The following is a 21,052-nucleotide window of genomic DNA, read 5'->3' on the forward strand; positions in this document are numbered from 1 at the left end:
CTGTGAACAGTGTTGAAATACAACTACTATTTTTCCGGAATCCATTATGAGCACTATTCCAGCCATCCAATCAGCTTACCAAGGTATCCAGAGTGGTATGCAAAGCCTGAACAAAAACGCCTTTGCTGTGGCCAGTGAATCGACCAAAGGTGGTGATATGGTGACACCGATGGTGAATATGAACAGCGATAAACTTCAGGTTCAGGCTTCCGCCAAAGCCTTACAAATCAGTTCAGATACACTGGGTTCATTGCTCGATATCAAAGTTTAAACGACTTTTTAATCTCAATATCTCATAACACTGGCAAAAAAATTACATTTGACGATACACTATAGTCGTTACTGACTATGAAGCCTTATTTTGAGTTTACCTCCATACGTTGCGCTCAACGAAAAAATTATCCGCGAAACGCTACCCCCTGAAATACTCCATCAGCTTGATAGCCTTCAGGTGTTTTTTGAAGTCACATCAACCAATGATATTCTCTGGCAAAAAGCACAAAACGGAATAACCGGTACATCAGTGTGTCTTGCTGAAATGCAAACCGCCGGGCGTGGACGACGTGGTACCGAATGGGTTTCCCCTGCCAGTGGCAATATTTACCTTTCAATAATGCGTCAGCTGACAAGCGAGTCAGTTCGAAATGGTTTGAGCATTGCTATTGGTATTGCCCTGATAAACACGCTCAGAGAATATGGAATTGACGACCTGCAACTTAAGTGGCCCAATGATGTGCTACATAAGCGACGTAAACTTGCAGGAATTCTTGTAGAATCACGTTACGGAAGCCAAAACTACGTTACCGTCGGTATCGGCTTGAACCTCTCACTACCGGACAATATACAGACTGCCATCCCTCAGCCCATTATCAGCCTGGAGCAACTTTGTAACCCGCTCCCCTGTCGCAATCGGCTGGCAGCTAAAATAATTCAAAATATGATTGAAACTCTAGAACTGTTTTCTCATCGTGGTCTTAACGACTTTTTGCCTTTATGGCCACAATATGATGCTTTACATAATCAAGCCATCAATATCATCAGTGAAGACGGTCAATTTACCGCACTTGCCTGTGGTATCAACGAACAAGGTGAATTACGATATATGCGAGACCAGCAAGTAGCCTACTTGTCCAACAGCCACCTCAGCATCAGGTTTGCTTCATGATCCTATTAGTCGATATCGGTAACAGTCAGGTCAAGTGGACAACGATAAAATCCAAGGTTTTGGCTGACTCAGAAAGCTTTGCCAGACCAAAGACCGGCATCAAAGCAGCCCTGAATAAAGCCTGGAAATCACTTGATGGCATTACAGCAATTTTTGTCAGTAATGTAGCAGGTGAGAAAATGGCCGCTCAACTCAGCGAATGGGTTGAAAAACAATGGCAGCTCACTCCGGTATTTATTCGAAGTGAGAAAAGACGTTTTGGTGTCACCAATGCTTATGACCAGGCTGAAACGCTTGGTATAGATCGCTGGTTAGCTATTATCGCTGGCCGTCAGCACGCCAAAGAAGTCACTTGTATTATTGATTGTGGTACGGCAATTACGGTCGACATAGTCACTGAAAAAGGTCAGCATCAGGGCGGTTTGATTCTTCCGGGGTTATCACTGATGAAACAAATGTTGACCGATAATACAGATGCACTGAATAACGCCACACAGGAAAGTGAATTTAAATTATTGGCAACCAATACGCACAGCGCTATTCAAGCCGGTACGTTGTATATGGTGACCGCTACCCTGGAAAACCTTATCAACGATCTGCAACAGAATTTCAAAAACGAAATTCGGTTTTTAATCACCGGTGGTGATGCTGACGAATTAATCCGGTTATTGCCACAACCCCTTATTCATGAACCTGATCTGGTACTGAAAGGCCTGGCTCAATACGCAAGACAAACCAATCAACGCAATCAAAACAAACCCTCAAAACAATCAGAAACAAAATCATCGGCAGATGAAAACCATGTTGAAGACTCAACGGCATTGCCAGAAAACACGAACTGAGATAAGCTTTCGCCCCCTTATAGGAGAACTGGCCGAGTGGTTGAAGGCGCACGCCTGGAAAGTGTGTATAGGTTAATAGCCTATCGAGGGTTCGAATCCCTCGTTCTCCGCCAATTTAATTCCGATCATAGCGTCCTCGATTTATCTCTCTGATTTTTTTCTTACGCATGCCTCTTTCATATTTACCGCAAGCTTTTTGGTTTGTTACACCTAACTGAGAAAATGCAACAATTCTAAATAGTGTCAGTATCGGTCACTGCGTTATGCGAATGCCCTTTGCAACTTCTAACAAGAAAATCTTCATTACTCCGTCAATAACAAATTTCTTTGTTTTTATTACTTCTATGCATGGCACTGAAATCAAAAAAAGCATAGAATAGCTAACTCTATGGTGGCCCAGCCGGTCTCCTCGCGACGATATGTTGGTTACCACGTCAGGCCCGGAAGGGAGCAGCGCAGCCATCGGACTCGGGCGCCGAGATTGGGCTGGTTTGGGTCACCACCCTTATGACCACATTGGGTATCTGACAAGCTGCATGAGTTATCTGGTACTGGCCCGCAAGTGGCGCCCCAAAAAATTTGCCGAAGTTGTCGGCCAGCAGCATGTTTTACGCGCGCTGATCAACGGTCTTGATCAAGATCGCCTGCATCATGCTTTTCTGTTTGCCGGCACCCGTGGCGTGGGCAAAACCACATTGGCAAGGATCTTTGCCAAATCTCTCAACTGTGAACAAGGCATCAGCTCTACCCCTTGTGGTGTATGTAACAGCTGTGTTGAAGTCGACAATGGTCGGTTTGTTGATCTGATTGAGGTGGATGCGGCGTCACGTACCAAAGTCGATGATACCCGCGAACTGCTGGATAATGTTCAATACGCACCGAGTCGTGGACGTTATAAAGTCTATCTGATTGACGAAGTGCATATGCTGTCTACCAGCAGTTTTAATGCATTATTAAAAACGCTGGAAGAGCCCCCTCCCCACGTCAAATTCCTCTTTGCGACAACTGATCCACAAAAATTGCCAGTCACTATTTTATCGCGCTGTCTGCAATTTAATCTGCGTCGGCTGGATATCAGACAAATCGAAGATCATCTCGCGTTTATCCTGCAGCAGGAAAACATTGATTTTGAGGCCGAAGCTTTAAATCAAATTGCGTTTGCCGCCGATGGCAGCATGCGGGATGCGCTGAGTTTACTGGATCAGGCAATTGCCTTTGCCGGTGGAAAAGTCACCGCGGAAATTGTCAGCCAGATGCTGGGCAGTGTGTCACAGCAGCAGTTAATTCAACTTCTCCAAGCGTTTGCTACAAAAGATGCTAAAGCCCTGCTGGCGCATACCGATGAGTTGGCCTCTTTAGGGCGTGATTTTGTCGTGGTGCTGGATGGTTTGATGACCAGCCTGCAACGTATTGCCACAATTCAATTGATTGCCGACACAGAAACGCTCGACCAGCAAGATGATGCGGCACTTAAAAATTTCTCAGATGTTTTCAGCGTAGAAACGGTTCAACTGCTTTATCAGATTGCCCTGCATGGCAAGCGTGATATGCCATATGCAGCGGATCCACGCAGTGGTTTTGAAATGACCTTGTTACGGATGCTGAGTTTTCAGCCTCAAACAGTCAATAATAGTGCAGGACAGCCCCCCGCAAAAAAGCCGCAAACTAATGCGAAACCGGTGCCTGCTCCGGCACCGCTGAGTCCATCAATTGAACCTGAAGCAAATTATTCCCCGGATGCGAATACCACAACTCCATATTCTGTGGCAGCCACGGGACAAACGGTTGCGCAGCAAACTGATACAGTCGCCGTTAAGATAGAAGAACCAACAATTGATCATAAAACGGCTTCGGTTGCAGCGGTTGAAACAAAAACAGAATCAGCGGTAACTTCGGATTTGCCCATTTCTGAAGAAGTAGAGCAACTTGCCAGTTTAACCACTGCAAATTGGACGGCATTGATTGCGCAATTAAAGTTGTCGGCTTTTGCCAGACAACTTGCCGATCATTGTGCATTTATCCGCACGGATAACAATAAAATCTATCTCTCCGTCGCGCCTGAACTACAGCATCTGGCTAATGATAAATCGGTTACAAAACTACAAACAGCTGTCAGTAAACAACTGCAGTTTGAAGTCATATTAGTGTTCACTGAAGCAACAAATACAGAAAATATATCTACATTGGCTGCTGAGCGCGCGCAACAAGCCGCTGAGCTTCAACAAAATGCGGTTGATGCCATCCACAATGATCCTGTTGTGGAACAGATCAAAAATGCATTTAATGCTCGTATAATCGATACTACAATTAAACCCTTATAACTAGTGAGGATCTCCTATGAAAGGTGGATTAGGCAATCTGATGAAGCAGGCCCAGCAAATGCAGGCCAATATGCAAAAAGCCCAGGAAGAACTGGCCAATGTTGAAGTGACCGGCCAGGCGGGTGGTGGCATGGTACAAATTACCATGACCGGGAAACACGATGTAAAACGGGTAAGTATTGAGGATAGTCTGTTTCAGGATGACAAGGACATGCTGGAAGATTTGATCGCTGCGGCAGTCAATGATGCCGTCAGACAGGTCGAAAAAACTACTCAGGAACGCATGGCCGGTATGATGCCTCCTGGTATGAAGATGCCTTTCTAATCTCAGGCAATTATGGCGACTCTTGGACCCAGCATTGATCAACTGATTCAGGCTTTACGCTGTTTACCCGGTGTCGGGCCTAAATCAGCCCAGCGTATGACATTTCATCTGCTGGAGCGCGATCGTAGCGGTGGTGAACATCTGGCTGAAATGTTAAGTAAGGCACTCGCCAATGTAAAACATTGCCGTCGATGCCGGATTTTAAGTGAAGAAGATATTTGCAGTCGTTGCAGTGACTCTTCTCGTCGTGACGATCAACTGTGTATTGTCGAGATGCCCAGCGATGTGATTGCAATTGAACAGGCTACCCATTATCGAGGTCAATATTTTGTGCTTACCGGCCATTTATCTCCGTTAGATGGTATTGGACCTGAAGCACTGGGGATTCCTGATCTTATCGAACGGTTTGATCAGAAAACTGTTTCTGAAGTTATTCTGGCAACCAATCCGACTGTTGAAGGACAGGCCACGGCGCATTACATCAGTGAACTGGCACGGGCAAGAGAAATACATGTAACACGTTTGGCGCATGGTATTCCATTGGGGGGTGAACTTGAATATGTTGACAGTGGTACACTTTCTCATGCATTTTCTGGACGAGAATCTTATTAACCGAACGTAAACATTAAGAGCGGCTTTACATGACGGATATCTATACGGCATATGACTCACTGAAAAGCTTTAACGGTCTCATTCACCGCCAGCCATTATTTCTATCCAAAAAGCTTGATGTTGACAGCTATCACCTGACATTTCTTGACATCAATGGTAACCCGCTAAATGAAGACTCACCGGTTCCCGATTTTTTGTCGCAGCTATCTGATATTCTGCAGGCAATAAACCACAATCAAAAAACCTTATTGACGATTCCCGCCTCATGGCAACAAGCGCTTTTTGATTACGCCATGCCAGGTATAGATTTAATTATTGAAGCAAATGAAAAATCGTTATCCAAACCGGCCAGTACGCATGTAAGTTATGCTACTGATGCCAGAAATAATGTAGGCCAGACCCAAACTTTATTGATCGACCTGGATACATTCTCTGCAGATGAGATAACCGCAAACTTACCCCAGTGGCGCCAACAACATGAAGTGCTATGTGCCTTGAACGTCAACGTACTCAAGCAGTTCAGTTTGTGCCAGCTTCACGATATAGACTTACTTCAGGGTTTTTTCTACACCTTACCGGATACTTCCCACGATAAGAATGTTGACCCTGCGGCGCAAACGCTGATGGAACTTTTAGTCAAGCTGCAGGATCCAGAGGTAGAAGTTGATGAACTGGCTGAAATTATTAATCAGGACGTGGCGTTAAGTTATAAGTTACTTCGTTTGATTAACTCAGCATTTTTTGGTCTACCCCGCGAAGTCGGCAGTACCCGCCAGGCTGTTGTGATGCTGGGACAAAATAAAATTAAAACCTGGGCCAGCCTGTTATGCCTGTCTGGCCTTGATAATAAACCCAGTGAGCTTCGCACCACCGCGATGATTCGAGGCAGAATGTGCGAATTGCTGGCGAAATACTATAAAGGCCATTCCGATGTCTTTTTTGCTGCTGGCTTGTTTTCCACGCTTGATGCCTTAATGGATAAACCGCTTGAAGTACTATTACAAGACCTGCCGTTAAGCGAAGAACTGCACTCCGCCCTTTTACTTAAAGAAGGCGTTGCCGGTACCGCACTTAACCAGGTATTGAATTATGAGCGGGGCAACTGGTCTGCAATTGATTATTCCGTAGTGAGTGCCGAAGCACTCCTGGCAGCCTATCTGGACGCACTTTTCTGGGCCAAAGAGCTTAATCTACAGTTAAACGATTAATGGCTATCAGCTGGTTAGGATCCTCAGTGGACAGTCCGTTCCCACCAGTTGAACAGACAACCTCACATGGCTTATTAGCTGCTGGTGGAGACCTGTCTGTTACGCGATTACTGAATGCTTACCGCCAAGGTATTTTCCCCTGGTTCAATGCTTATGATCCGATTTTATGGTGGAGCCCTGATCCCCGCATGGTATTCGAAACCGATAAGATCCACATCAGTAAAAGCTTAAAAAAAGCCTTACGACAAAAACCTTTTCGCATTACATTTGACCAAGATTTTAAAGCGGTTATGCAGGCCTGCGCCGCACCTCGACTGAAAATGCCTGTCGATCAACATGAAACCTGGATTCATAATGAAATGATAGCGGCTTATACAGAATTGCATCAGACAGGTTATGCCCATAGTGTGGAATGTTGGCAGGATGGACAGCTTGTTGGTGGTGTTTATGGTGTGGCCATTGGCAAAATGTTTTTTGGTGAATCCATGTTCAGTTTTAAAACAAATGCTTCAAAAATTGCCCTGATTGCCCTCTCCCGGCAGCTCAGATTATGGGGTTATCCACTAATTGATTGCCAGGTGTATTCTGAACACTTGGCACGTCTTGGAGCAGTCACACTACCAAGAGAACAATTTGTTGAGCGGGTGCAAAAACTGTGTTCCTTATCTGGCCAGTCTGGCAGTTGGCAAACCAGCGCGTTACCGTTTGTTTATGAGCCTTGATTTTTATCAGGACAGGCCACATGCCTGCTCTTATCTGGAAGATCGTTTAGCGCGAAACATTTATCCGGATCCGCTGCGCCCACTGACAAATACGCTTTACAGTCAACTTATCCAGCATGGTTTCCGCCGCAGTGGAGAGCACGTCTACCGACCTTTCTGTCCGGCATGCGATGCCTGTGTACCGGTCAGGATTGATGTTAATAACTTCCGGCCAAACCGCAGTCAACGGCGTTGCTTGCGCAACAATAATGATATTGACATCGTTATCAAGCCAGCTAATTTTAATGCCGAACATTACGAACTTTATCAGCGCTATCTGGCACATCGTCATCCCGGTGGCGGAATGGATAATCCAAGCAAAGAAACCTATCTCCAGTTTCTCACCAGCAGCTGGAGCGATACGGCGTTTATAGAATTCCGAGCGCGAGAGAAGTTACTGGCAGTTGCCATTACAGATTTTGTCACTGATGCCGCTTCAGCTTTCTACACGTTCTTTGATCCTGAGTTGTCGGCGAGAAGTTTAGGTACTTTTGCTATTCTCAAACAGGTTGAATTAGCCCAACAACAAAATCTGTCGTGGTTGTATTTAGGCTACTGGATTGGTGATAGTCCTAAAATGCGTTACAAGAGTCGTTTCTCTGCTTTACAACAATTTAATGGTCAATGGCAAAACTTTGATAAAAAAACTTTGAATAATCAGTGATATTACGGCAAAATGGATCTTTTAATCGCTAGGTAAAATCAGACCTGTATGGCAAAAGAAGATCATATTGAATTCGAAGGCACTGTCATTGACACCATGCCTAATACTACTTTCCGTGTCGAACTGGAAAATGGTCATGTTGTGACAGCACATATTTCGGGGAAAATGCGTAAAAACTATATCCGCATTCTTACCGGAGACAAGGTGACTGTTCAGCTGACTCCCTACGATTTAAGCAAAGGCCGCATCGTCTATCGCGCCCGTTAATCGCTTAAGCTATCAATTCTCTTTACTAGTTTTGTTGTTCAATTACGTTTTAATGCTGTCGCCAGGCAGCAGCAATTGCCAAAACTAACATTCCCACAAAGGCCAGCAGCGTCCACGCAGGTATACTGAGGTTCAGGAATGTCCATGACACTTCCGCGCATTCTCCTGAGCCTCTTAACACTAAAGACAATGCGTCGGACAAGGGAAAGTTTTCCATAATAAAGCCCATTCCCGGGCCACAGCTTGGTACCTGATCGGCAGGCAGGTTTTGCAACCAGACATGTCGCGCAGAAATTGCCGCCCCCAGTATCGCCGAGAAACTAATTAGCCCTGCATAAACTTTAATCCCTGTTTTTGCCGGATTATGGATGGCTGCTACCAGAAAAAATATCCCCGTTATTAACACCATGACACGTTGCAGAATACATAATGGGCAAGGTTCTAATTCCAGTACATGCTGCATATAAACAGATGCCAGCAATAAACTCAGACAAAATAAAAACCCGCCAAACAAAAGCTTGCGTGCAGTGCTCAAAACGGTTTCCTCCGTTGGATTAATTTGTGCTAAGTTAACTTAAAAACCGCAGCAGATAAAGGGTTAAGTCATGTCAGATAATAACTTCGAAGAAAAGTTCACAGCGGCCTATGACAAAATGATGGAACGCATTCATCATTTTTTTGATGATGCCGAAAAAAATGCAGTTCCCACTCTCAAACAACGTATTGAGCTGGCGAAGCTAAGAGCCATTGAGCTGCGGGAAATAACGGCAGAAGAAGCCGATAAAATTGCTTATTATGTCGAGCGTGATTTGCAGGATGCCGCGAATTATCTGGAAACCACAGGGAAAGAATTTTCCACCTGGTTCAATTTTGATTTACAACTGGTTGAAGACCGGCTTTATGAATTATTTGCCTCTGTTGCCGACCGGACCCGGCTTGAACTTGGTCAATTAGCGAATCAGGCGCAGATGGCTCAGCAATATCACACCGGCGAAATTACCGGCATAGGCTCTCTGGTTTGCGATTCCTGTGGTTCAGAAATGCATTTTAAAAAAACCGGACGCATTCCACCGTGCCCAAAATGTCACCATACTGAATTCAAGCGCCATTCAAAATAAGTTTTAGACAAACTCTTCCGGCCAATAGAAGGCACCTTCGGCAATCAGTTCACAACAGACATCGGCTAATACAGGATATTTGCGTAAACACTGCCAGTCCTGATGATTAAGCTGGGCTTTAGTGGTGAACCAAGAGAGATGTTCTGCAGCGGCAAGTTCAACGCAATAGGCTTCCCCGGCTACAAATAAATACGCCTTGGCAGAGTCTTTATGCCAGGCAAAGCGAATATACACATTGCGTTGTAAATATTCGCCGTTATTAAATCGTTTCTCCAACTCATCGAGCTTAGGTTTATCGGTGATAAATTCGTCGGCCAAAACCTCTAAGGTTGATTTTGTCTCGGTGACCAGCCGCCCAACAGCTAATGACATCAACCCGGTATTTTCATTTATGGTGTCCAGCAATAATTTCTGAAACCGCTGTATTGCGTTAGCATCAATCTCCGTTGCTGAAAACGTTACGTTTATATCAGCATCGGCGTAGAGTCGCTCGGCAATATCCTGCTCCTGCAGTGTGTGACTGAAAGCATCAAGCAACTGTAACTGCGATGGGGCTCTAAAACCTACCGAAAACGTCAAACATGGATTTAATGCCACACCATGATGCGCATAATGAGGCGGTAAATAAAGCATATCACCCGGTTGCAAATCCCATTGTTGTTCCGCTGAAAACTGCTGCAAAATACGCATATCAGTATCATCTCTGAATATGGCGTTATCTAACGGTTTATCGCTGATTTGCCAGCGTCGCGTCCCCTGTGCCTGTAACAAAAAAACATCATAACTATCGGTATGCGGTCCAACGGATCCCCCTTCCGGTGCATAACTGATCATCACATCATCGCGGCGCCAGTCTGCCAGAAAGTCAAAAGCCGCCAGCAGATTCTGTAACGGTGGATAATGCTTATCCATATCCTGAACCAGCAAAGTCCAGTGCGTTTCGGGTAATGCAGCAAAATCGCTTTCATCGAAAGGGCCATGTTTTAACTGCCAGGGCTTTTCCCCAAACTCCTGAATCAAACGTGACTCAATATCCTCTTCGCCAGCAAAGCTCGCCAAATCATCGGGGGTCAGCTCGCTCACAGGCAGAGGAAAAGCCTGACGAATAACGAATGGTTTTTTTTGCCAGTACTCAGCCAGAAACTGCTGCTGGCTTAAACCGGTATTAAAAAACGCCGTCATAGTTTTCCTGCATGAAACTGTAATTGGGGATAGAGTCTGGGGCCTTCGTTGTAAATAACAATACGGCTAACCGAGGCATAAGGAACCTGGATGCGAAACATGGCTTCCAGAGGCATCGCCAGGACCTGAGTAAGAATCATACGAATAACACCTGAATGGGCAACCAGCAGAATATGTTTGTCTGCATGCTGTTCCAGCAAGGTTTGCCAGGCCTGTTGAATGCGCCGTTGAAAATCGAGCAATGGTTCTGCATTGGCAGGTGTATTACGGATGGGATCTTCATAGAAAGCATAAAATGCCGCTTTATCCTGTTGTTCCAGTTCACTGGCCGTTTTGCCTTCCCAGTCACCAAAACCTATTTCGGTAAATTGTGTATCCAGTTGTAGTGGAATGGCATGCTTAACTTCAAGCTCTTTGGCAAAATCCGCACAACGACTCAATGTCGAACTGACAATTTGCTGCCAGGGTGGATTATCCATGGTGGCAGATCGCATTTGCTGCCAGCCCAACTCACTTAACGGATCATCCAGTTGACCACGATATCGTTTACCGCCCTGGGGTTCACCATGACGTATCAAATCAATCAAAAAAGCCATAATGTTCAGATAATTATTTCAACGTTAAGAATGACGCTATCCACGGAGGTAACCTGAACACGGGTACCTGTCGGGCAATCGGGACCGTGTACCTTCCAGGTCGAATCATCGAGAATGACTTTCCCTTGTCCATTCACAATAGGATGGGTCAGGGTAATAATACGACCGACATGTTGTTCACCACGGCGATTTAACAACGGCTCATCTGTTTTAATCGGATGTTTTACGTAATACCTGCGCCAAAGCACGATGCTGAGCACTGATAACACGGCAAACATCAGCCATTGAAACTGCCATGGAATCTCGGGAAACAGCAGTAATACCAAGCCGGTGATAAACGCCGCAATTCCCATCCATAAAGCAAAAAAACTGGGCAGTATCACTTCCAGTGTAATCAGTACTACAGCCAATACCCACCAATGCCAGAAGTCTACGATAATCGGCATATTACTTCTCTTTACTGATGAAGGCTTCCTTGGCAAGCTCGGTTATACCTGCCAATGACCCTATTACACTGCTCGCTTCCAGTGGCATCATGATGATCTTATGATTATTTGCACTGGCCATATCTTTAAGTGCTTCAATATATTTTTGGGCGACAAAATAATTCACTGCCTGCAAGTCACCTTTGGCAATGGCTTCTGACACCATTGCTGTCGCTTTGGCCTCCGCCTCCGCCAAACGTTCACGCGCCTCCGCATCACGAAAAGCGGCTTCACGGCGCCCTTCAGCATCTAATACCGCGGCTTGCTTTTCCCCTTCTGCGCGCAGAATTTCAGACTGACGATGTCCTTCAGCTTCCAGAATATTGGCGCGCTTAATCCGCTCAGCTTTCATCTGCCGGCCCATAGCTTCAATCAGATCAGCCGGTGGCTCAATATCCTTGATTTCAATACGGGTAACCTTAATTCCCCACGGCGTTGTTGCATCATCCACTACAGTTAATAATCGAGTGTTGATTTCATCGCGTTTGGAGAGCAGTTCATCCAGATCCATTGACCCCATCACTGTCCGCACATTGGTCATGGTTAAGTTCAGAATCGCATTATCCAGTCCACTGACTTCATAAGCCGCTTTTGCGGCATGAATGACCTGATAAAACACCACACCATCAACACGCACCATCGCATTATCCTTGGTGATAATACCCTGAGAAGGTACATCCAGTACCTGTTCCATCATATTGATACGTGCACCCACCTTATCAATCACCGGCACAATCAGATTCAAACCGGGACGTAAGGTTCGGGTATAGCGGCCAAACCGTTCAACCGTAAATTCCCAACCCTGATCAACTGACTTTACGCCCATTAAAATCAGGACGACGGCGAGTACCAGCACGACGATGACAAATAGCGAAAAACCTTCCATTCAGTTTGCTCCATTGTGATTTTTGATGTTCACTGGATGATACCAGCAATGCAGAATATCAGGGGCTATTGATTGTTCATAGCCACCTAGATCTTGGACTTTTTCAGGTTGGCGTTAGACAATAGTCATATTCGTCATTCGGGATCACTTTTCTATGAAATTTATGGGCCTTATTCGCAGCATATTACTTGTCGCTTTAATGAGTTTTGGTGTCGTCGCACAGGCTCAGCAGTGGTATCACGTTGAACTGATTGTATTTGAAGTGCTCAATCCCTCCGACAATGAGCAGTCACCAGTATTTACTCTGCAGGATCCTGCACCATTAAGTGTTGGCATGGCGAATAAAGCCATTCAACCGGCTGGAAATAAAAATCTGGGTAATATTGCACAACGTCTTCGCAATTCAGCAGGTTATCGGGTGGTGAGTCATCAATCCTGGCAACAAGCGGTAGGCAACCGTAATCGTGCCCAGGCAGTAGCGATAGAATCTGATCGGGTAAAAGGACAAGTACGTTTCCATATCGCCACCTACCTGCATGCAAATCTGGACTTATGGCTGCAGGATGGTGTCAGATCAGTTGAGAGTGACTCATTCCATACTTTGCATCAACCTCGTTTAGTGGAACTGCGCCGTATTCGCAGTAAACAGGTGCATTATTTTGACCACCCACGGTTTGGGGCGATTTTACAGCTAATTCCAGTATCGACACCGGATCAGGTGTTATCTAATATGACTGGGCCAGAAACCTACTCTCTGCCCTCTGAAGGTGAAGCTACAACAGCGGAATAACACCTTTTAACAGTCGATGTACCTGTACCATAGACTCTTCCATGGTTTCCAGGATTGCTTCAATGGTCAATGGGTGTGAGCTTAAGCCTGCGGCGTGATTTGCCACCACCGCTATGCTGGCATAAGCAATATTCAGCTCTCGCGCCAACACCGCTTCAGGCATGGCCGTCATGCCCACCATATCGGCGCCATCTTTTTTAAATCGGCCAATCTCGGCAGCAGTTTCCAATCTTGGCCCCTGTGTGACCGCATAGCTGCCACCATCGATCACTGACATTTCTTCACTATTGGCAGCCAACTGTATTTGCTGACGCAGTGTTTCATCAAATGGATAGGTGAAATCTATGTGTTTATCTGCCGCAAAATCCTCGCTGGCAAAACTGGACTCCCTGCCCCAGCTGTAATCTATCAGTTGATCCGGTAAGGCAATTACACCCGGTTTGTATTCTTCTGTAATGCCGCCCACTGAAGCAACAGCGAGAATCTGTTCAACACCTAATTGATGCATCGCCCAGATATTCGCCCGATAATTAATCAAATGTGGCGGAATCGTATGGTGTTCTCCATGCCGGGGCAGAAAAGCGACCTCTTTACCCGCAAAAGTACCCACCATTAACGGTGCCGAAGGTTCGCCAAAAGGGGTCGCCCGCTGCATTTGCTCTTGCAGAATCAACCCATCCAGCTGAGATAATCCGCTGCCACCAATCAATCCGATCATGATGCACTCTCCTTAACCGCATAAATACCGGGCGCATTGCGCAGATAGCCTTTGTAATCCATGCCAAACCCAAATACATAGCGATCGGGGATCTGTAAGCCGATATACTCCGGTTGGATGCCATATTTATCGGCATGTTGTTTATCTGCCAACACCACCGCTTTCACCGATATAGCACCACTTTGCTGACAAAATTTACGTAAGGCGGCTAATGTAATGCCTTCGTCGTAAATATCATCGACCAGCAATACATGGCGGCCACTCAGTTCAATGTTTGGTTTTGCTCGCCAGTTCAACTCACCCCCGACTGTTTTATCGCCATAGCGGGTGGCATGTATGTAATCGGTTTCCAGATTAAATTGCAGCTTCGGCAATAGATGTCCCATGGTCATCACAGCACCATTCATCACACAGAGTAATACTGGATTTTTATCAATATAATCCTGATTCAGCCTGGAAGCCAATTGCTCAAGACGTTTATCGATAACCTGCAAAGTAAATAAACACTCTGCTTGCTGCATAATCTGATTCATGCGCTTTACCTAATCTGTATCAACATCAGGCAGTATAATAGGCTGATTTGATTACGGGAAAGCCAAAATGGCTCGTTTTTGGCCGATTCTGGTGTTTATTGCAGTATTTGTTTTTGTCTGGTTGCAGCCTGAAAAACCGCAGCCAGTAAGTAATGTGCCTGCCATATCCAGTCCGCAGCGGATCATCAGCCTGGCCCCCAGTATTACCGAAACCCTGTTTGCCATTGATGCGGGAGACCGGGTGATTGCAGTAACCGACTACTGCCAATATCCCGCCAAAGTAAAAAATCTCCCCAAAGTGGGCGGCTATCTTGATCCAAACCTGGAACAGATTGTTCGTTTACAAACGGATATGGTCATCCTGCTGGAGCGTCAGCATGCGCTGAAAAAGCAACTGCAACAGTTAGGTATTCAAACGTTAAGCATTGACAATTCAAGCCTGGCCGGTATTCGTAACAGCATCAGCGATATTGCTGCCGCATTGGATAAACCGGCTAAGGCTGAAATTTTGCTCAATGATTTTGACCGGCGTCTTGAATCCATTCAGCAAAAAGTTGCGGGGCATCCGCAACCCAACGTGCTACTGGCCATTGCCCACAGTTCAAACACTCATTATCTGGATAAAGTGTATATCGCTGGACAACAGGATTTTTACAATGACTTATTGTCATTTACCGGTGCGAAAAACGTCTATCAAGGCAAACAGCTAAGAGTGCCAGCCTTGTCTACAGAAGGTCTGTTAAGGCTGAATCCGCAAATCATTGTCGATATTTTTCCGGATGCTGGGGTGTATTCCCCCGATATCAGTGAACTGCGCCAGCAATGGCAGCGCCTGGACCAAATTGACGCTGTCCGGAACAATCAATTACATATTATTCAGGCCGATTATGCGGTGATTCCCGGGCCCAGAATCATTCAACTGGCTGAACAGCTGGCACGGATATTTCATCCACAGCTTGATTGGGACTCGCATGATTAACAGTCAAAACATATCGGTAAAGATTGGCGATAAAACGCTGATTGAAAGTATCAGCTTTGATATCACGCAAGGCGATTATCTTTGTATTGTGGGCCCCAACGGCTCAGGAAAAAGTACTTTGTTAAAAACCCTGATTGGGATCATGCCAATCCACAGTGGCACAATCACAATTGATAGTCAGACAGTCAGCCAATTCAGCCATAAACAGTTAGCTCAGCGGGTCAGCTATGTACCACAAACCGGCGGCAGTCATCTGACCTTCACTGTTGAAGAGTTTGTCCGAATGGCAAGATACAGCCATCACCATGTATTTTCAGAATGGCAACCCCATGACCATGACATGGTGGAGAATGCCCTTGATATCACCGAATGTCGGCCATTCCGCCATCGCAAAATGTCGACCCTGAGTGGTGGTGAATGCCAGCGGGTCATGATTGCGGCGGCATTGGCACAGGATACGCCCATCATGTTACTGGATGAGCCCACAGCCTTTCTGGATCCGCATCATCAAGTGGCTGTACATCAATTGATCAGCAAACTGAATCAGCAGCATCACAAGACCATTATTGAAGTGACACATGACATTAATCATGCCGCACACCATGCCAGGCATGTTTTGGCATTACTGGGTGGAAAAGGCCTCTGGCATGGTAAGGCAGAAGACTTTCTGGATGCAGCCCGTCTGAAATTACTTTATCAACAGGACTTCTTATTTGTTCAGCATCCGCAGCATAACCGGCTGATTGCTTTGGCGGATGAATCATGAGTATACGGCTTAAACTGATTTTATTAACGCTGTTCACCGCTCTGGTCATGCTGGCCAGCCCCTGGCTGGACTTTTCAGAAGCTGGCTCCGCAGAGATTCAGCAAATGATCATTTATGAACTGCGTATTCCACGGATGTTATTTGGGTTTATCGCCGGCAGTGGTCTGGCGCTTTGTGGCATGGTGTTTCAGGCAATGTTTCGTAATCCTCTGGCCACACCCTTTACCTTGGGCGTCGCCAGTGGTGCATCGCTGGGCGCAGCAATCAGTGTCTATGCTGGCATCAGTTTTACGATATTAGGTTTAACGGCTACCAGCCTCAGTGCATTTGCCGGCGCGTTACTCGCGATAAGTTTTGTCTACAGTATCAGCCGTTTTCGCTTCGGTTTTTCCGGCGAAACCTTATTGTTAACCGGCGTTGCTATCAGTTTTTTCTTTTCCAGCCTGATTCTGTTTATTCAATATCTCAGCAATGTCGCCGATTCATTTCAAATTATTCGCTGGTTAATGGGCAGTTTAACGGTGGTGGGGTATCAGGAACTGAGACAACTATTGCCTTTTGTCGGCCTGACGGCAATAGTGATTATTTATCTGAGCCGCGAATTGAATCTGCTGATGGCCGGCGATGAAATCGCCTCCAGTCGAGGTGTTTCGGTGAAATATGTCCGTTACGCTTTATTTTTTGTTACCTCATTGTGCGTGGGCGCTATCGTGGCCTTATGTGGTCCTATTGGCTTTGTTGGTATGATGGTGCCACATATCTGCAGATTGATAATCGGTGAAGATCACCGTTATCTGATACCGGCAACTTTATTGTTTGGCGGCAGTTTTCTGGTGATTTGCGATACCCTCGCCAGATTAATCATTGCCCCTGCAGAATTGCCCGTTGGCGTTATTACCACGTTACTTGGCGGGCCGTTTTTCTTATGGTTGCTAATGCGCTATAAATCGCGGCATTAATACACATAATGCATAGCTTAAGGGTTGAGGCGCACCTTATGCTGAAACAACTACTTTTCGTTCACAAAATATCACTGCTTCTAATAAATATGGCACTGACGCAATTCGGCAAAAATCTTTTAAAAGAAATGGGATCCCGGGTTGTATAGCCATTAACCAAAACGGTGATGGCAATGAAAGAGCAACAGCAGCTAACCCTCGGCAATTTCCTGCATTAACATTTGTGCCTGTTCATAAAAGAGCTGCATCTGTTTTTTATATTGCTCGCTGAATTGTTGATGATGCAGTTGCATTTTATGGTGCAGCTTACGCAATTTATCGTGAAATGCCCGTTGCTTTTCCAGATCAATATAACTGTCACAGCTAGTCATGCACTGAGGGTCAAGTCCGCATTCATAACGGTTTATGGTTTCTTCATGTTGAATGATTAATTCAATATGTTGATCCAGTTTGGCGGTATGTTCAGGTAAACTTCGTTCCAGTTTATGCAGAACAGCGATTAGTCTTTGAGTATGATGGGTCCATGAATCGGCATCGGCCAACCAGCGAAGATGATCAGCGCGCCACTGTTCACTTTCTTGTTTGAGTTGTTGCAATTCATCCATTTCACACCTCAATGGGTTGATTGGTAAAATTATTTACTGCTTGCTAAGGCTTGCTGTCAAGTCAGCATACACGGCCTGACAATTTCCCTGTAAAATGTAGGGTCTATTTACTCGTTACGGAATACCAACTATGGCTCAAACTGTGGTCTGCGCACTCTATGAATTTGTGACATTAGAGGATTATCCTGCGCTCAAGCCATCGTTACTCAAATTCATGCTGGATCATGAGGTGCGCGGCACCCTATTGCTGGCACAGGAGGGTATCAATGGCACTGTCGCCGGCTCGCGAAAAGCGATTGATGCCTTACTGGATTATCTGCGGGCCGATTCCAGACTTAAAGATCTGAGTTACAAAGAGTCGTATACCGATACGCCACCATTTTTGCGCAGTCGGGTAAAATTAAAACGTGAAATCGTCACCATGGGTGTGGAAGGCATTGATCCGAAACAGTCGGTAGGCACCTATATCAAACCCAAAGAATGGAATCAGTTGATCAGCGATCCGGACGTCCTGCTGGTCGATACACGTAATGACTATGAAGTGCGGGTCGGTACCTTTAAAAATGCGGTAAACCCGCACACTGAAAGCTTCCGCGAGTTTCCGGAATATGTAAAACAGCATCTGGATCCGCAAAAACATAAAAAAGTTGCGATGTTCTGCACGGGTGGTATTCGTTGTGAGAAATCCACTGCCTATTTGAAAGAACAGGGTTTTGAAGAGGTCTATCATCTTGAAGGTGGCATCCTCAAATATCTGGAAGATGTGCCTGAACAGGAATCACTTTGGGAAGGTGAATGTTTTGTGTTTGATGAACGCGTTACCGTCAATCATAGTCTTGAAAAAGGCGAATACGATCAATGCCATGCCTGTCGGCTACCGATCACTGAAGAAGACAAACTAAGTGAAAAATACCAGCGCGGTGTGTCCTGCCCGCATTGCTTTGATAAAACCACTGCCGATCAGAAAGCCCGCTATGCCGAGCGTGAGAAACAGATACAGCTGGCATTAAAACGCGGGGAAGCACATATCGGTATGGAATCTAACGAAGCTGCCGAACAGCACCGACTGGAAAAAGCCAGACGAAAAGAACAGGATAGGCTTGCCGCCCTACAAAAACATCATCGATGAGATTAATCACCAGCCTACTGCTCTATGTTCTGATCGTTCCACTTAGCGTTGCTCAAAACCAAAGCGGACAAGCAGCGATTGCTTCGGCTCACCCGCTGGCAACTGAAGCCGGATTTGAAATTCTGCAACAAGGGGGGAACGCCTTTGATGCCGCCGTTGCTGTCAGTGCTGCTCTAGCGGTAGTGGAACCCGCCGGTTCAGGTCTCGGTGGTGGCGGTTTCTGGTTATTGCATCGTCAAGCCGATAAACAGCAAATCATGTTAGACAGTCGCGAGACCGCACCCGCCAAAGCACATCGTGATATGTATCTGGATGAAAATGGTGAGGTGTTACGCGATTTATCGCTTAATGGTCCATTGGCCGCCGCCATTCCCGGCACTCCGGCAGCATTGGATTATCTGACACAGCATTATGGTAAGTTGCCATTACCAACTACACTTGCCCCGGCAATTCGTTATGCCAGAGAAGGCTTTGCTGTCAAGCCGCGCTATCAGCGCTATATGGGGTTTAGAAAACAGGCATTAAATGCCGAAGCCAAAACAATCTTTCTGGATGGAGATGACATTCCCGAATTAGGCACGGTAATTATTCAACAGGATTTAGCCAACACCCTCGAAGCGATTGCCGAGAAAGGGCGCGATGGTTTTTATCAGGGGGATATCGCTCAACAGATGGTGGAATCGGTGCAGGCTGCCGGTGGTATCTGGACCCAACAGGATCTGTCTAATTACCAACTGAAAATACGCCAACCGGTGCAAACCCAATTTGCGGGTTACACCATCACCACAGCAGCTTTACCATCAGCAGGCGGACAATTAATCAGCTTAATGCTGAATCAGTTGAATACACTGGATTACCTGCAAGCCACCGCCCAACAAAAACGACATTGGTTGATTGAAACAATGCGCCGGGCCTATCGCGAACGCACTCTACATTTAGGCGACAGTGATTTTGTTGAGGTGCCGGATTATTTAACCGATGCCAACTACGCGGCGCAGCTGGCTGCCGATATTGATGCAGAAGCTGCCAGCAAAAGTGATGATTTACCGGATGAATTCAGTAATAAAGGTGAAGACACCAGCCATTTTTCGATAGTCGATCATTACGGAAATCGGGTTTCCGCCACCCTAAGTATTAATCTGCCTTTCGGCAGCGGCTTTGTCGCTGGCAATACTGGCGTATTACTTAATAATGAAATGGATGATTTTTCTGCCTTAATTGGCAGCCCGAATGCGTATGAGCTGGTCAGTGAATCGGCCAATGCGATCGAACCAGGCAAACGCCCCCTCTCCAGTATGACCCCCAGTTTTGTTGAGGATGATCAGCGTTTACTGGTCATCGGCACCCCGGGTGGCAGCCGGATTATTACCATGGTGATGCAAGGTATCCTGCATTTCATCGACGGTCTGGACGCGATGGAAATTGTTACTGCACCTCGATTACATCATCAATATCTGCCAGACCGGATACAAATGGAAACGCCCGGTTTTAGTGAGGCGGAGCAAGATGATTTGATCCACCGAGGTCATCAACTGGATATATTAAACCGGCGATTTGGCAATATGCAGGTGATTGTTGCCGATAAAACAACCCGCAATCTCAGTGCTGCCAGTGACCCACGTGGAGAGGGGCTGGCAAAAAATGAAATCATTACGCTCGATTAAAACTGTTTGATTACAGTTTCATCTCTGAAGGCATCACGCCTTTGCGTGCCTGCACCAATGCACTCCCCTCCAGCACAATCAAGGCGATTAACGTCAATGAAATCGGTACTAAAGCAAACCAACCGAGCACTGAACGCTGAATAAATCGCATGCTCTCATCGGCTTGTGACATGAGTAAAAATGAACCAAGACCAAATATGACGGCGGCAACCAGATAAGCACCCAGCAAGTACCAACATCGTTTCCAGGCAAGTTTCCAATGGGCTTGTACCAATGCAGTCTGGTCTTGTGAGTTGTACGCTTTATAGGCTATTGACCCAATCATCACAAGGGAACCCAGCAGCGATAATGAGAAAATTAACCACAGGTTTCGGGTGCCAAACAAAATGGCCGGAACAAAAAAATGAAATATCGCCACGTTGAACATTAGGCGCTCATGTGGCTTACTGGCTTCATGATAGATTTCAGACATAAAGT

26 protein-coding genes, 1 tRNA gene and 1 other RNA gene are annotated in these 21,052 nt (G+C 46.0%); 19 read left to right on the forward strand and 9 right to left on the reverse strand.

Annotated elements, in window-relative coordinates:
* The first annotated feature begins 46 nt into the window (after nucleotides 1–46).
* From B2337_RS11795 to infA, 12 genes are all read left to right on the forward strand, one after another.
* Nucleotides 47–271 (forward strand): hypothetical protein, encoded by a 225-nt coding sequence (locus tag B2337_RS11795; protein WP_292361627.1) that lies wholly within the window; start codon nucleotides 47–49, stop codon nucleotides 269–271.
* A gap of 90 nt (nucleotides 272–361) precedes the next feature.
* Nucleotides 362–1,165 carry a biotin--[acetyl-CoA-carboxylase] ligase gene (locus B2337_RS11800; protein WP_292413778.1) on the forward strand — a complete coding sequence of 268 codons (804 nt, stop codon included), beginning with the start codon at nucleotides 362–364 and terminating at the stop codon, nucleotides 1,163–1,165.
* Nucleotides 1,162–2,007 (forward strand): type III pantothenate kinase, encoded by an 846-nt coding sequence (locus tag B2337_RS11805; protein WP_292413777.1) that lies wholly within the window; start codon nucleotides 1,162–1,164, stop codon nucleotides 2,005–2,007. Before B2337_RS11800 ends, B2337_RS11805 begins: the two co-directional genes overlap by 4 nt.
* A gap of 22 nt (nucleotides 2,008–2,029) precedes the next feature.
* A tRNA-Ser gene (locus B2337_RS11810) sits at nucleotides 2,030–2,120 on the forward strand.
* Nucleotides 2,121–2,405: 285 nt separating this feature from the next.
* An RNA gene (gene ffs / locus B2337_RS11815) (signal recognition particle sRNA small type) lies at nucleotides 2,406–2,502 on the forward strand.
* A 41-nt stretch (nucleotides 2,503–2,543) separates the two neighbouring features.
* Entirely contained in the window at nucleotides 2,544–4,328 is a 1,785-nt protein-coding gene (dnaX, locus tag B2337_RS11820) for a DNA polymerase III subunit gamma/tau (protein ID WP_292413775.1), read from the forward strand.
* Nucleotides 4,329–4,344: 16 nt separating this feature from the next.
* Nucleotides 4,345–4,653, forward strand: a complete 309-nt coding sequence (locus tag B2337_RS11825; RefSeq protein WP_292361623.1) for a YbaB/EbfC family nucleoid-associated protein — start codon at nucleotides 4,345–4,347, stop codon at nucleotides 4,651–4,653.
* Nucleotides 4,654–4,665: 12 nt separating this feature from the next.
* A complete protein-coding gene (recR, locus tag B2337_RS11830; protein ID WP_292361622.1) occupies nucleotides 4,666–5,265 on the forward strand; it encodes a recombination mediator RecR in 600 nt (199 codons plus the stop codon).
* A gap of 29 nt (nucleotides 5,266–5,294) precedes the next feature.
* The gene (locus B2337_RS11835; protein ID WP_292361621.1) at nucleotides 5,295–6,473 is read left to right on the forward strand and encodes an EAL and HDOD domain-containing protein; all 1,179 of its coding nucleotides are present in this window, start codon (nucleotides 5,295–5,297) and stop codon (nucleotides 6,471–6,473) included.
* Nucleotides 6,474–6,499: 26 nt separating this feature from the next.
* Nucleotides 6,500–7,195, forward strand: a complete 696-nt coding sequence (gene aat, locus B2337_RS11840) for a leucyl/phenylalanyl-tRNA--protein transferase (RefSeq protein WP_349677083.1) — start codon at nucleotides 6,500–6,502, stop codon at nucleotides 7,193–7,195.
* Nucleotides 7,185–7,898, forward strand: a complete 714-nt coding sequence (locus B2337_RS11845; protein ID WP_292413771.1) for an arginyltransferase — start codon at nucleotides 7,185–7,187, stop codon at nucleotides 7,896–7,898. The genes aat and B2337_RS11845 overlap by 11 nt, the downstream gene beginning before the upstream one ends.
* Nucleotides 7,899–7,946: 48 nt before the next feature.
* Nucleotides 7,947–8,165 carry a translation initiation factor IF-1 gene (infA, locus tag B2337_RS11850; RefSeq protein ID WP_009726411.1) on the forward strand — a complete coding sequence of 73 codons (219 nt, stop codon included), beginning with the start codon at nucleotides 7,947–7,949 and terminating at the stop codon, nucleotides 8,163–8,165.
* A gap of 49 nt (nucleotides 8,166–8,214) precedes the next feature.
* Here infA and B2337_RS11855 read toward each other — a convergent pair whose 3' ends face one another.
* Entirely contained in the window at nucleotides 8,215–8,700 is a 486-nt protein-coding gene (locus B2337_RS11855) for a disulfide bond formation protein B (protein WP_292413769.1), read from the reverse strand.
* Between the two features lie 70 nt (nucleotides 8,701–8,770).
* On the opposite strand from B2337_RS11855, the gene B2337_RS11860 reads away from it, so the two are divergent.
* Nucleotides 8,771–9,283, forward strand: a complete 513-nt coding sequence (locus tag B2337_RS11860; protein WP_292361617.1) for a zinc ribbon-containing protein — start codon at nucleotides 8,771–8,773, stop codon at nucleotides 9,281–9,283.
* 3 nt (nucleotides 9,284–9,286) lie between these two features.
* On the opposite strand, the gene B2337_RS11865 is transcribed toward B2337_RS11860, so the two are convergent.
* Genes B2337_RS11865 through B2337_RS11880 form a run of 4 tightly spaced genes read right to left on the reverse strand, consistent with a single transcriptional unit; the run spans nucleotide 9,287 to nucleotide 12,432 of the window.
* Nucleotides 9,287–10,465, reverse strand: coding sequence for a cupin domain-containing protein (locus B2337_RS11865; RefSeq protein ID WP_292413767.1), 1,179 nt, complete (start codon nucleotides 10,463–10,465; stop codon nucleotides 9,287–9,289).
* Entirely contained in the window at nucleotides 10,462–11,061 is a 600-nt protein-coding gene (locus B2337_RS11870) for a histidine phosphatase family protein (protein WP_292361615.1), read from the reverse strand. The genes B2337_RS11865 and B2337_RS11870 overlap by 4 nt, the downstream gene beginning before the upstream one ends.
* Before the next feature lie 5 nt (nucleotides 11,062–11,066).
* A complete protein-coding gene (locus B2337_RS11875) occupies nucleotides 11,067–11,507 on the reverse strand; it encodes an NfeD family protein (protein WP_292361614.1) in 441 nt (146 codons plus the stop codon).
* Between the two features lies 1 nt (nucleotide 11,508).
* The gene (locus B2337_RS11880; RefSeq protein WP_292361613.1) at nucleotides 11,509–12,432 is read right to left on the reverse strand and encodes an SPFH domain-containing protein; all 924 of its coding nucleotides are present in this window, start codon (nucleotides 12,430–12,432) and stop codon (nucleotides 11,509–11,511) included.
* A 154-nt stretch (nucleotides 12,433–12,586) separates the two neighbouring features.
* Here B2337_RS11880 and B2337_RS11885 point away from each other — a divergent pair, with 154 nt between their 5' ends.
* A complete protein-coding gene (locus B2337_RS11885; RefSeq protein ID WP_292413766.1) occupies nucleotides 12,587–13,222 on the forward strand; it encodes a CsiV family protein in 636 nt (211 codons plus the stop codon).
* Here B2337_RS11885 and B2337_RS11890 read toward each other — a convergent pair.
* Nucleotides 13,206–13,940 carry an S-methyl-5'-thioinosine phosphorylase gene (locus B2337_RS11890; protein WP_292361611.1) on the reverse strand — a complete coding sequence of 245 codons (735 nt, stop codon included), beginning with the start codon at nucleotides 13,938–13,940 and terminating at the stop codon, nucleotides 13,206–13,208. The genes B2337_RS11885 and B2337_RS11890 overlap by 17 nt on opposite strands.
* On the reverse strand, nucleotides 13,937–14,473 hold the full coding sequence (locus B2337_RS11895; protein ID WP_292361610.1) for a hypoxanthine-guanine phosphoribosyltransferase: 537 nt from the start codon (nucleotides 14,471–14,473) through the stop codon (nucleotides 13,937–13,939). Before B2337_RS11895 ends, B2337_RS11890 begins: the two co-directional genes overlap by 4 nt.
* Before the next feature lie 67 nt (nucleotides 14,474–14,540).
* Between B2337_RS11895 and B2337_RS11900 the strand changes: the two genes are divergently transcribed.
* Genes B2337_RS11900 through B2337_RS11910 form a run of 3 tightly spaced genes read left to right on the forward strand, consistent with a single transcriptional unit; the run spans nucleotide 14,541 to nucleotide 17,177 of the window.
* Nucleotides 14,541–15,452, forward strand: a complete 912-nt coding sequence (locus tag B2337_RS11900; protein WP_292413764.1) for an ABC transporter substrate-binding protein — start codon at nucleotides 14,541–14,543, stop codon at nucleotides 15,450–15,452.
* Nucleotides 15,445–16,218 (forward strand): ABC transporter ATP-binding protein, encoded by a 774-nt coding sequence (locus B2337_RS11905; protein WP_292413763.1) that lies wholly within the window; start codon nucleotides 15,445–15,447, stop codon nucleotides 16,216–16,218. Before B2337_RS11900 ends, B2337_RS11905 begins: the two co-directional genes overlap by 8 nt.
* Complete coding sequence (locus B2337_RS11910; RefSeq protein ID WP_292361607.1) at nucleotides 16,215–17,177, forward strand: FecCD family ABC transporter permease; 963 nt, start codon at nucleotides 16,215–16,217, stop codon at nucleotides 17,175–17,177. The genes B2337_RS11905 and B2337_RS11910 overlap by 4 nt, the downstream gene beginning before the upstream one ends.
* A gap of 191 nt (nucleotides 17,178–17,368) precedes the next feature.
* Here the strand turns inward: B2337_RS11910 and B2337_RS11915 are convergent, their stop codons facing one another.
* Nucleotides 17,369–17,782: a hypothetical protein gene (locus tag B2337_RS11915; RefSeq protein WP_292413761.1), complete on the reverse strand. Its 414-nt coding sequence runs from the start codon at nucleotides 17,780–17,782 to the stop codon at nucleotides 17,369–17,371.
* Nucleotides 17,783–17,912: 130 nt separating this feature from the next.
* Between B2337_RS11915 and B2337_RS11920 the strand changes: the two genes are divergently transcribed.
* Nucleotides 17,913–18,911, forward strand: a complete 999-nt coding sequence (locus tag B2337_RS11920; protein WP_292413760.1) for a rhodanese-related sulfurtransferase — start codon at nucleotides 17,913–17,915, stop codon at nucleotides 18,909–18,911.
* Nucleotides 18,908–20,575, forward strand: a complete 1,668-nt coding sequence (gene ggt, locus B2337_RS11925) for a gamma-glutamyltransferase (protein WP_292413758.1) — start codon at nucleotides 18,908–18,910, stop codon at nucleotides 20,573–20,575. Before B2337_RS11920 ends, ggt begins: the two co-directional genes overlap by 4 nt.
* Nucleotides 20,576–20,585: 10 nt before the next feature.
* Here the strand turns inward: ggt and B2337_RS11930 are convergent, their stop codons facing one another.
* Nucleotides 20,586–21,047 carry a hypothetical protein gene (locus tag B2337_RS11930; protein ID WP_292361603.1) on the reverse strand — a complete coding sequence of 154 codons (462 nt, stop codon included), beginning with the start codon at nucleotides 21,045–21,047 and terminating at the stop codon, nucleotides 20,586–20,588.
* Nucleotides 21,048–21,052: the final 5 nt, after the last annotated feature.

The organism is Methylophaga sp. UBA3192 (assembly GCA_002363955.1).
Classification (GTDB): domain Bacteria; phylum Pseudomonadota; class Gammaproteobacteria; order Nitrosococcales; family Methylophagaceae; genus Methylophaga.

Excerpts from the sequence above, each read along its gene's own strand:
- B2337_RS11930 (WP_292361603.1), bottom strand. The coding sequence starts at position 21,047 with ATGTCTGAAATCTATCATGAAGCCAGTAAGCCACATGAGCGCCTAATG.
- B2337_RS11845 (WP_292413771.1), top strand. The coding sequence starts at position 7,185 with ATGAGCCTTGATTTTTATCAGGACAGGCCACATGCCTGCTCTTATCTG.
- B2337_RS11865 (WP_292413767.1), bottom strand. The coding sequence starts at position 10,465 with ATGACGGCGTTTTTTAATACCGGTTTAAGCCAGCAGCAGTTTCTGGCT.
- B2337_RS11835 (WP_292361621.1), top strand. The coding sequence starts at position 5,295 with ATGACGGATATCTATACGGCATATGACTCACTGAAAAGCTTTAACGGT.
- B2337_RS11885 (WP_292413766.1), top strand. The coding sequence starts at position 12,587 with ATGAAATTTATGGGCCTTATTCGCAGCATATTACTTGTCGCTTTAATG.
- ggt (WP_292413758.1), top strand. The coding sequence starts at position 18,908 with ATGAGATTAATCACCAGCCTACTGCTCTATGTTCTGATCGTTCCACTT.
- B2337_RS11920 (WP_292413760.1), top strand. The coding sequence starts at position 17,913 with ATGGCTCAAACTGTGGTCTGCGCACTCTATGAATTTGTGACATTAGAG.
- B2337_RS11900 (WP_292413764.1), top strand. The coding sequence starts at position 14,541 with ATGGCTCGTTTTTGGCCGATTCTGGTGTTTATTGCAGTATTTGTTTTT.
- B2337_RS11825 (WP_292361623.1), top strand. The coding sequence starts at position 4,345 with ATGAAAGGTGGATTAGGCAATCTGATGAAGCAGGCCCAGCAAATGCAG.
- B2337_RS11805 (WP_292413777.1), top strand. The coding sequence starts at position 1,162 with ATGATCCTATTAGTCGATATCGGTAACAGTCAGGTCAAGTGGACAACG.
- B2337_RS11860 (WP_292361617.1), top strand. The coding sequence starts at position 8,771 with ATGTCAGATAATAACTTCGAAGAAAAGTTCACAGCGGCCTATGACAAA.
- B2337_RS11795 (WP_292361627.1), top strand. The coding sequence starts at position 47 with ATGAGCACTATTCCAGCCATCCAATCAGCTTACCAAGGTATCCAGAGT.
- B2337_RS11895 (WP_292361610.1), bottom strand. The coding sequence starts at position 14,473 with ATGAATCAGATTATGCAGCAAGCAGAGTGTTTATTTACTTTGCAGGTT.
- recR (WP_292361622.1), top strand. The coding sequence starts at position 4,666 with ATGGCGACTCTTGGACCCAGCATTGATCAACTGATTCAGGCTTTACGC.
- B2337_RS11910 (WP_292361607.1), top strand. The coding sequence starts at position 16,215 with ATGAGTATACGGCTTAAACTGATTTTATTAACGCTGTTCACCGCTCTG.
- B2337_RS11890 (WP_292361611.1), bottom strand. The coding sequence starts at position 13,940 with ATGATCGGATTGATTGGTGGCAGCGGATTATCTCAGCTGGATGGGTTG.
- B2337_RS11905 (WP_292413763.1), top strand. The coding sequence starts at position 15,445 with ATGATTAACAGTCAAAACATATCGGTAAAGATTGGCGATAAAACGCTG.
- B2337_RS11870 (WP_292361615.1), bottom strand. The coding sequence starts at position 11,061 with ATGGCTTTTTTGATTGATTTGATACGTCATGGTGAACCCCAGGGCGGT.
- B2337_RS11880 (WP_292361613.1), bottom strand. The coding sequence starts at position 12,432 with ATGGAAGGTTTTTCGCTATTTGTCATCGTCGTGCTGGTACTCGCCGTC.
- B2337_RS11915 (WP_292413761.1), bottom strand. The coding sequence starts at position 17,782 with ATGGATGAATTGCAACAACTCAAACAAGAAAGTGAACAGTGGCGCGCT.
- dnaX (WP_292413775.1), top strand. The coding sequence starts at position 2,544 with ATGAGTTATCTGGTACTGGCCCGCAAGTGGCGCCCCAAAAAATTTGCC.
- B2337_RS11875 (WP_292361614.1), bottom strand. The coding sequence starts at position 11,507 with ATGCCGATTATCGTAGACTTCTGGCATTGGTGGGTATTGGCTGTAGTA.
- infA (WP_009726411.1), top strand. The coding sequence starts at position 7,947 with ATGGCAAAAGAAGATCATATTGAATTCGAAGGCACTGTCATTGACACC.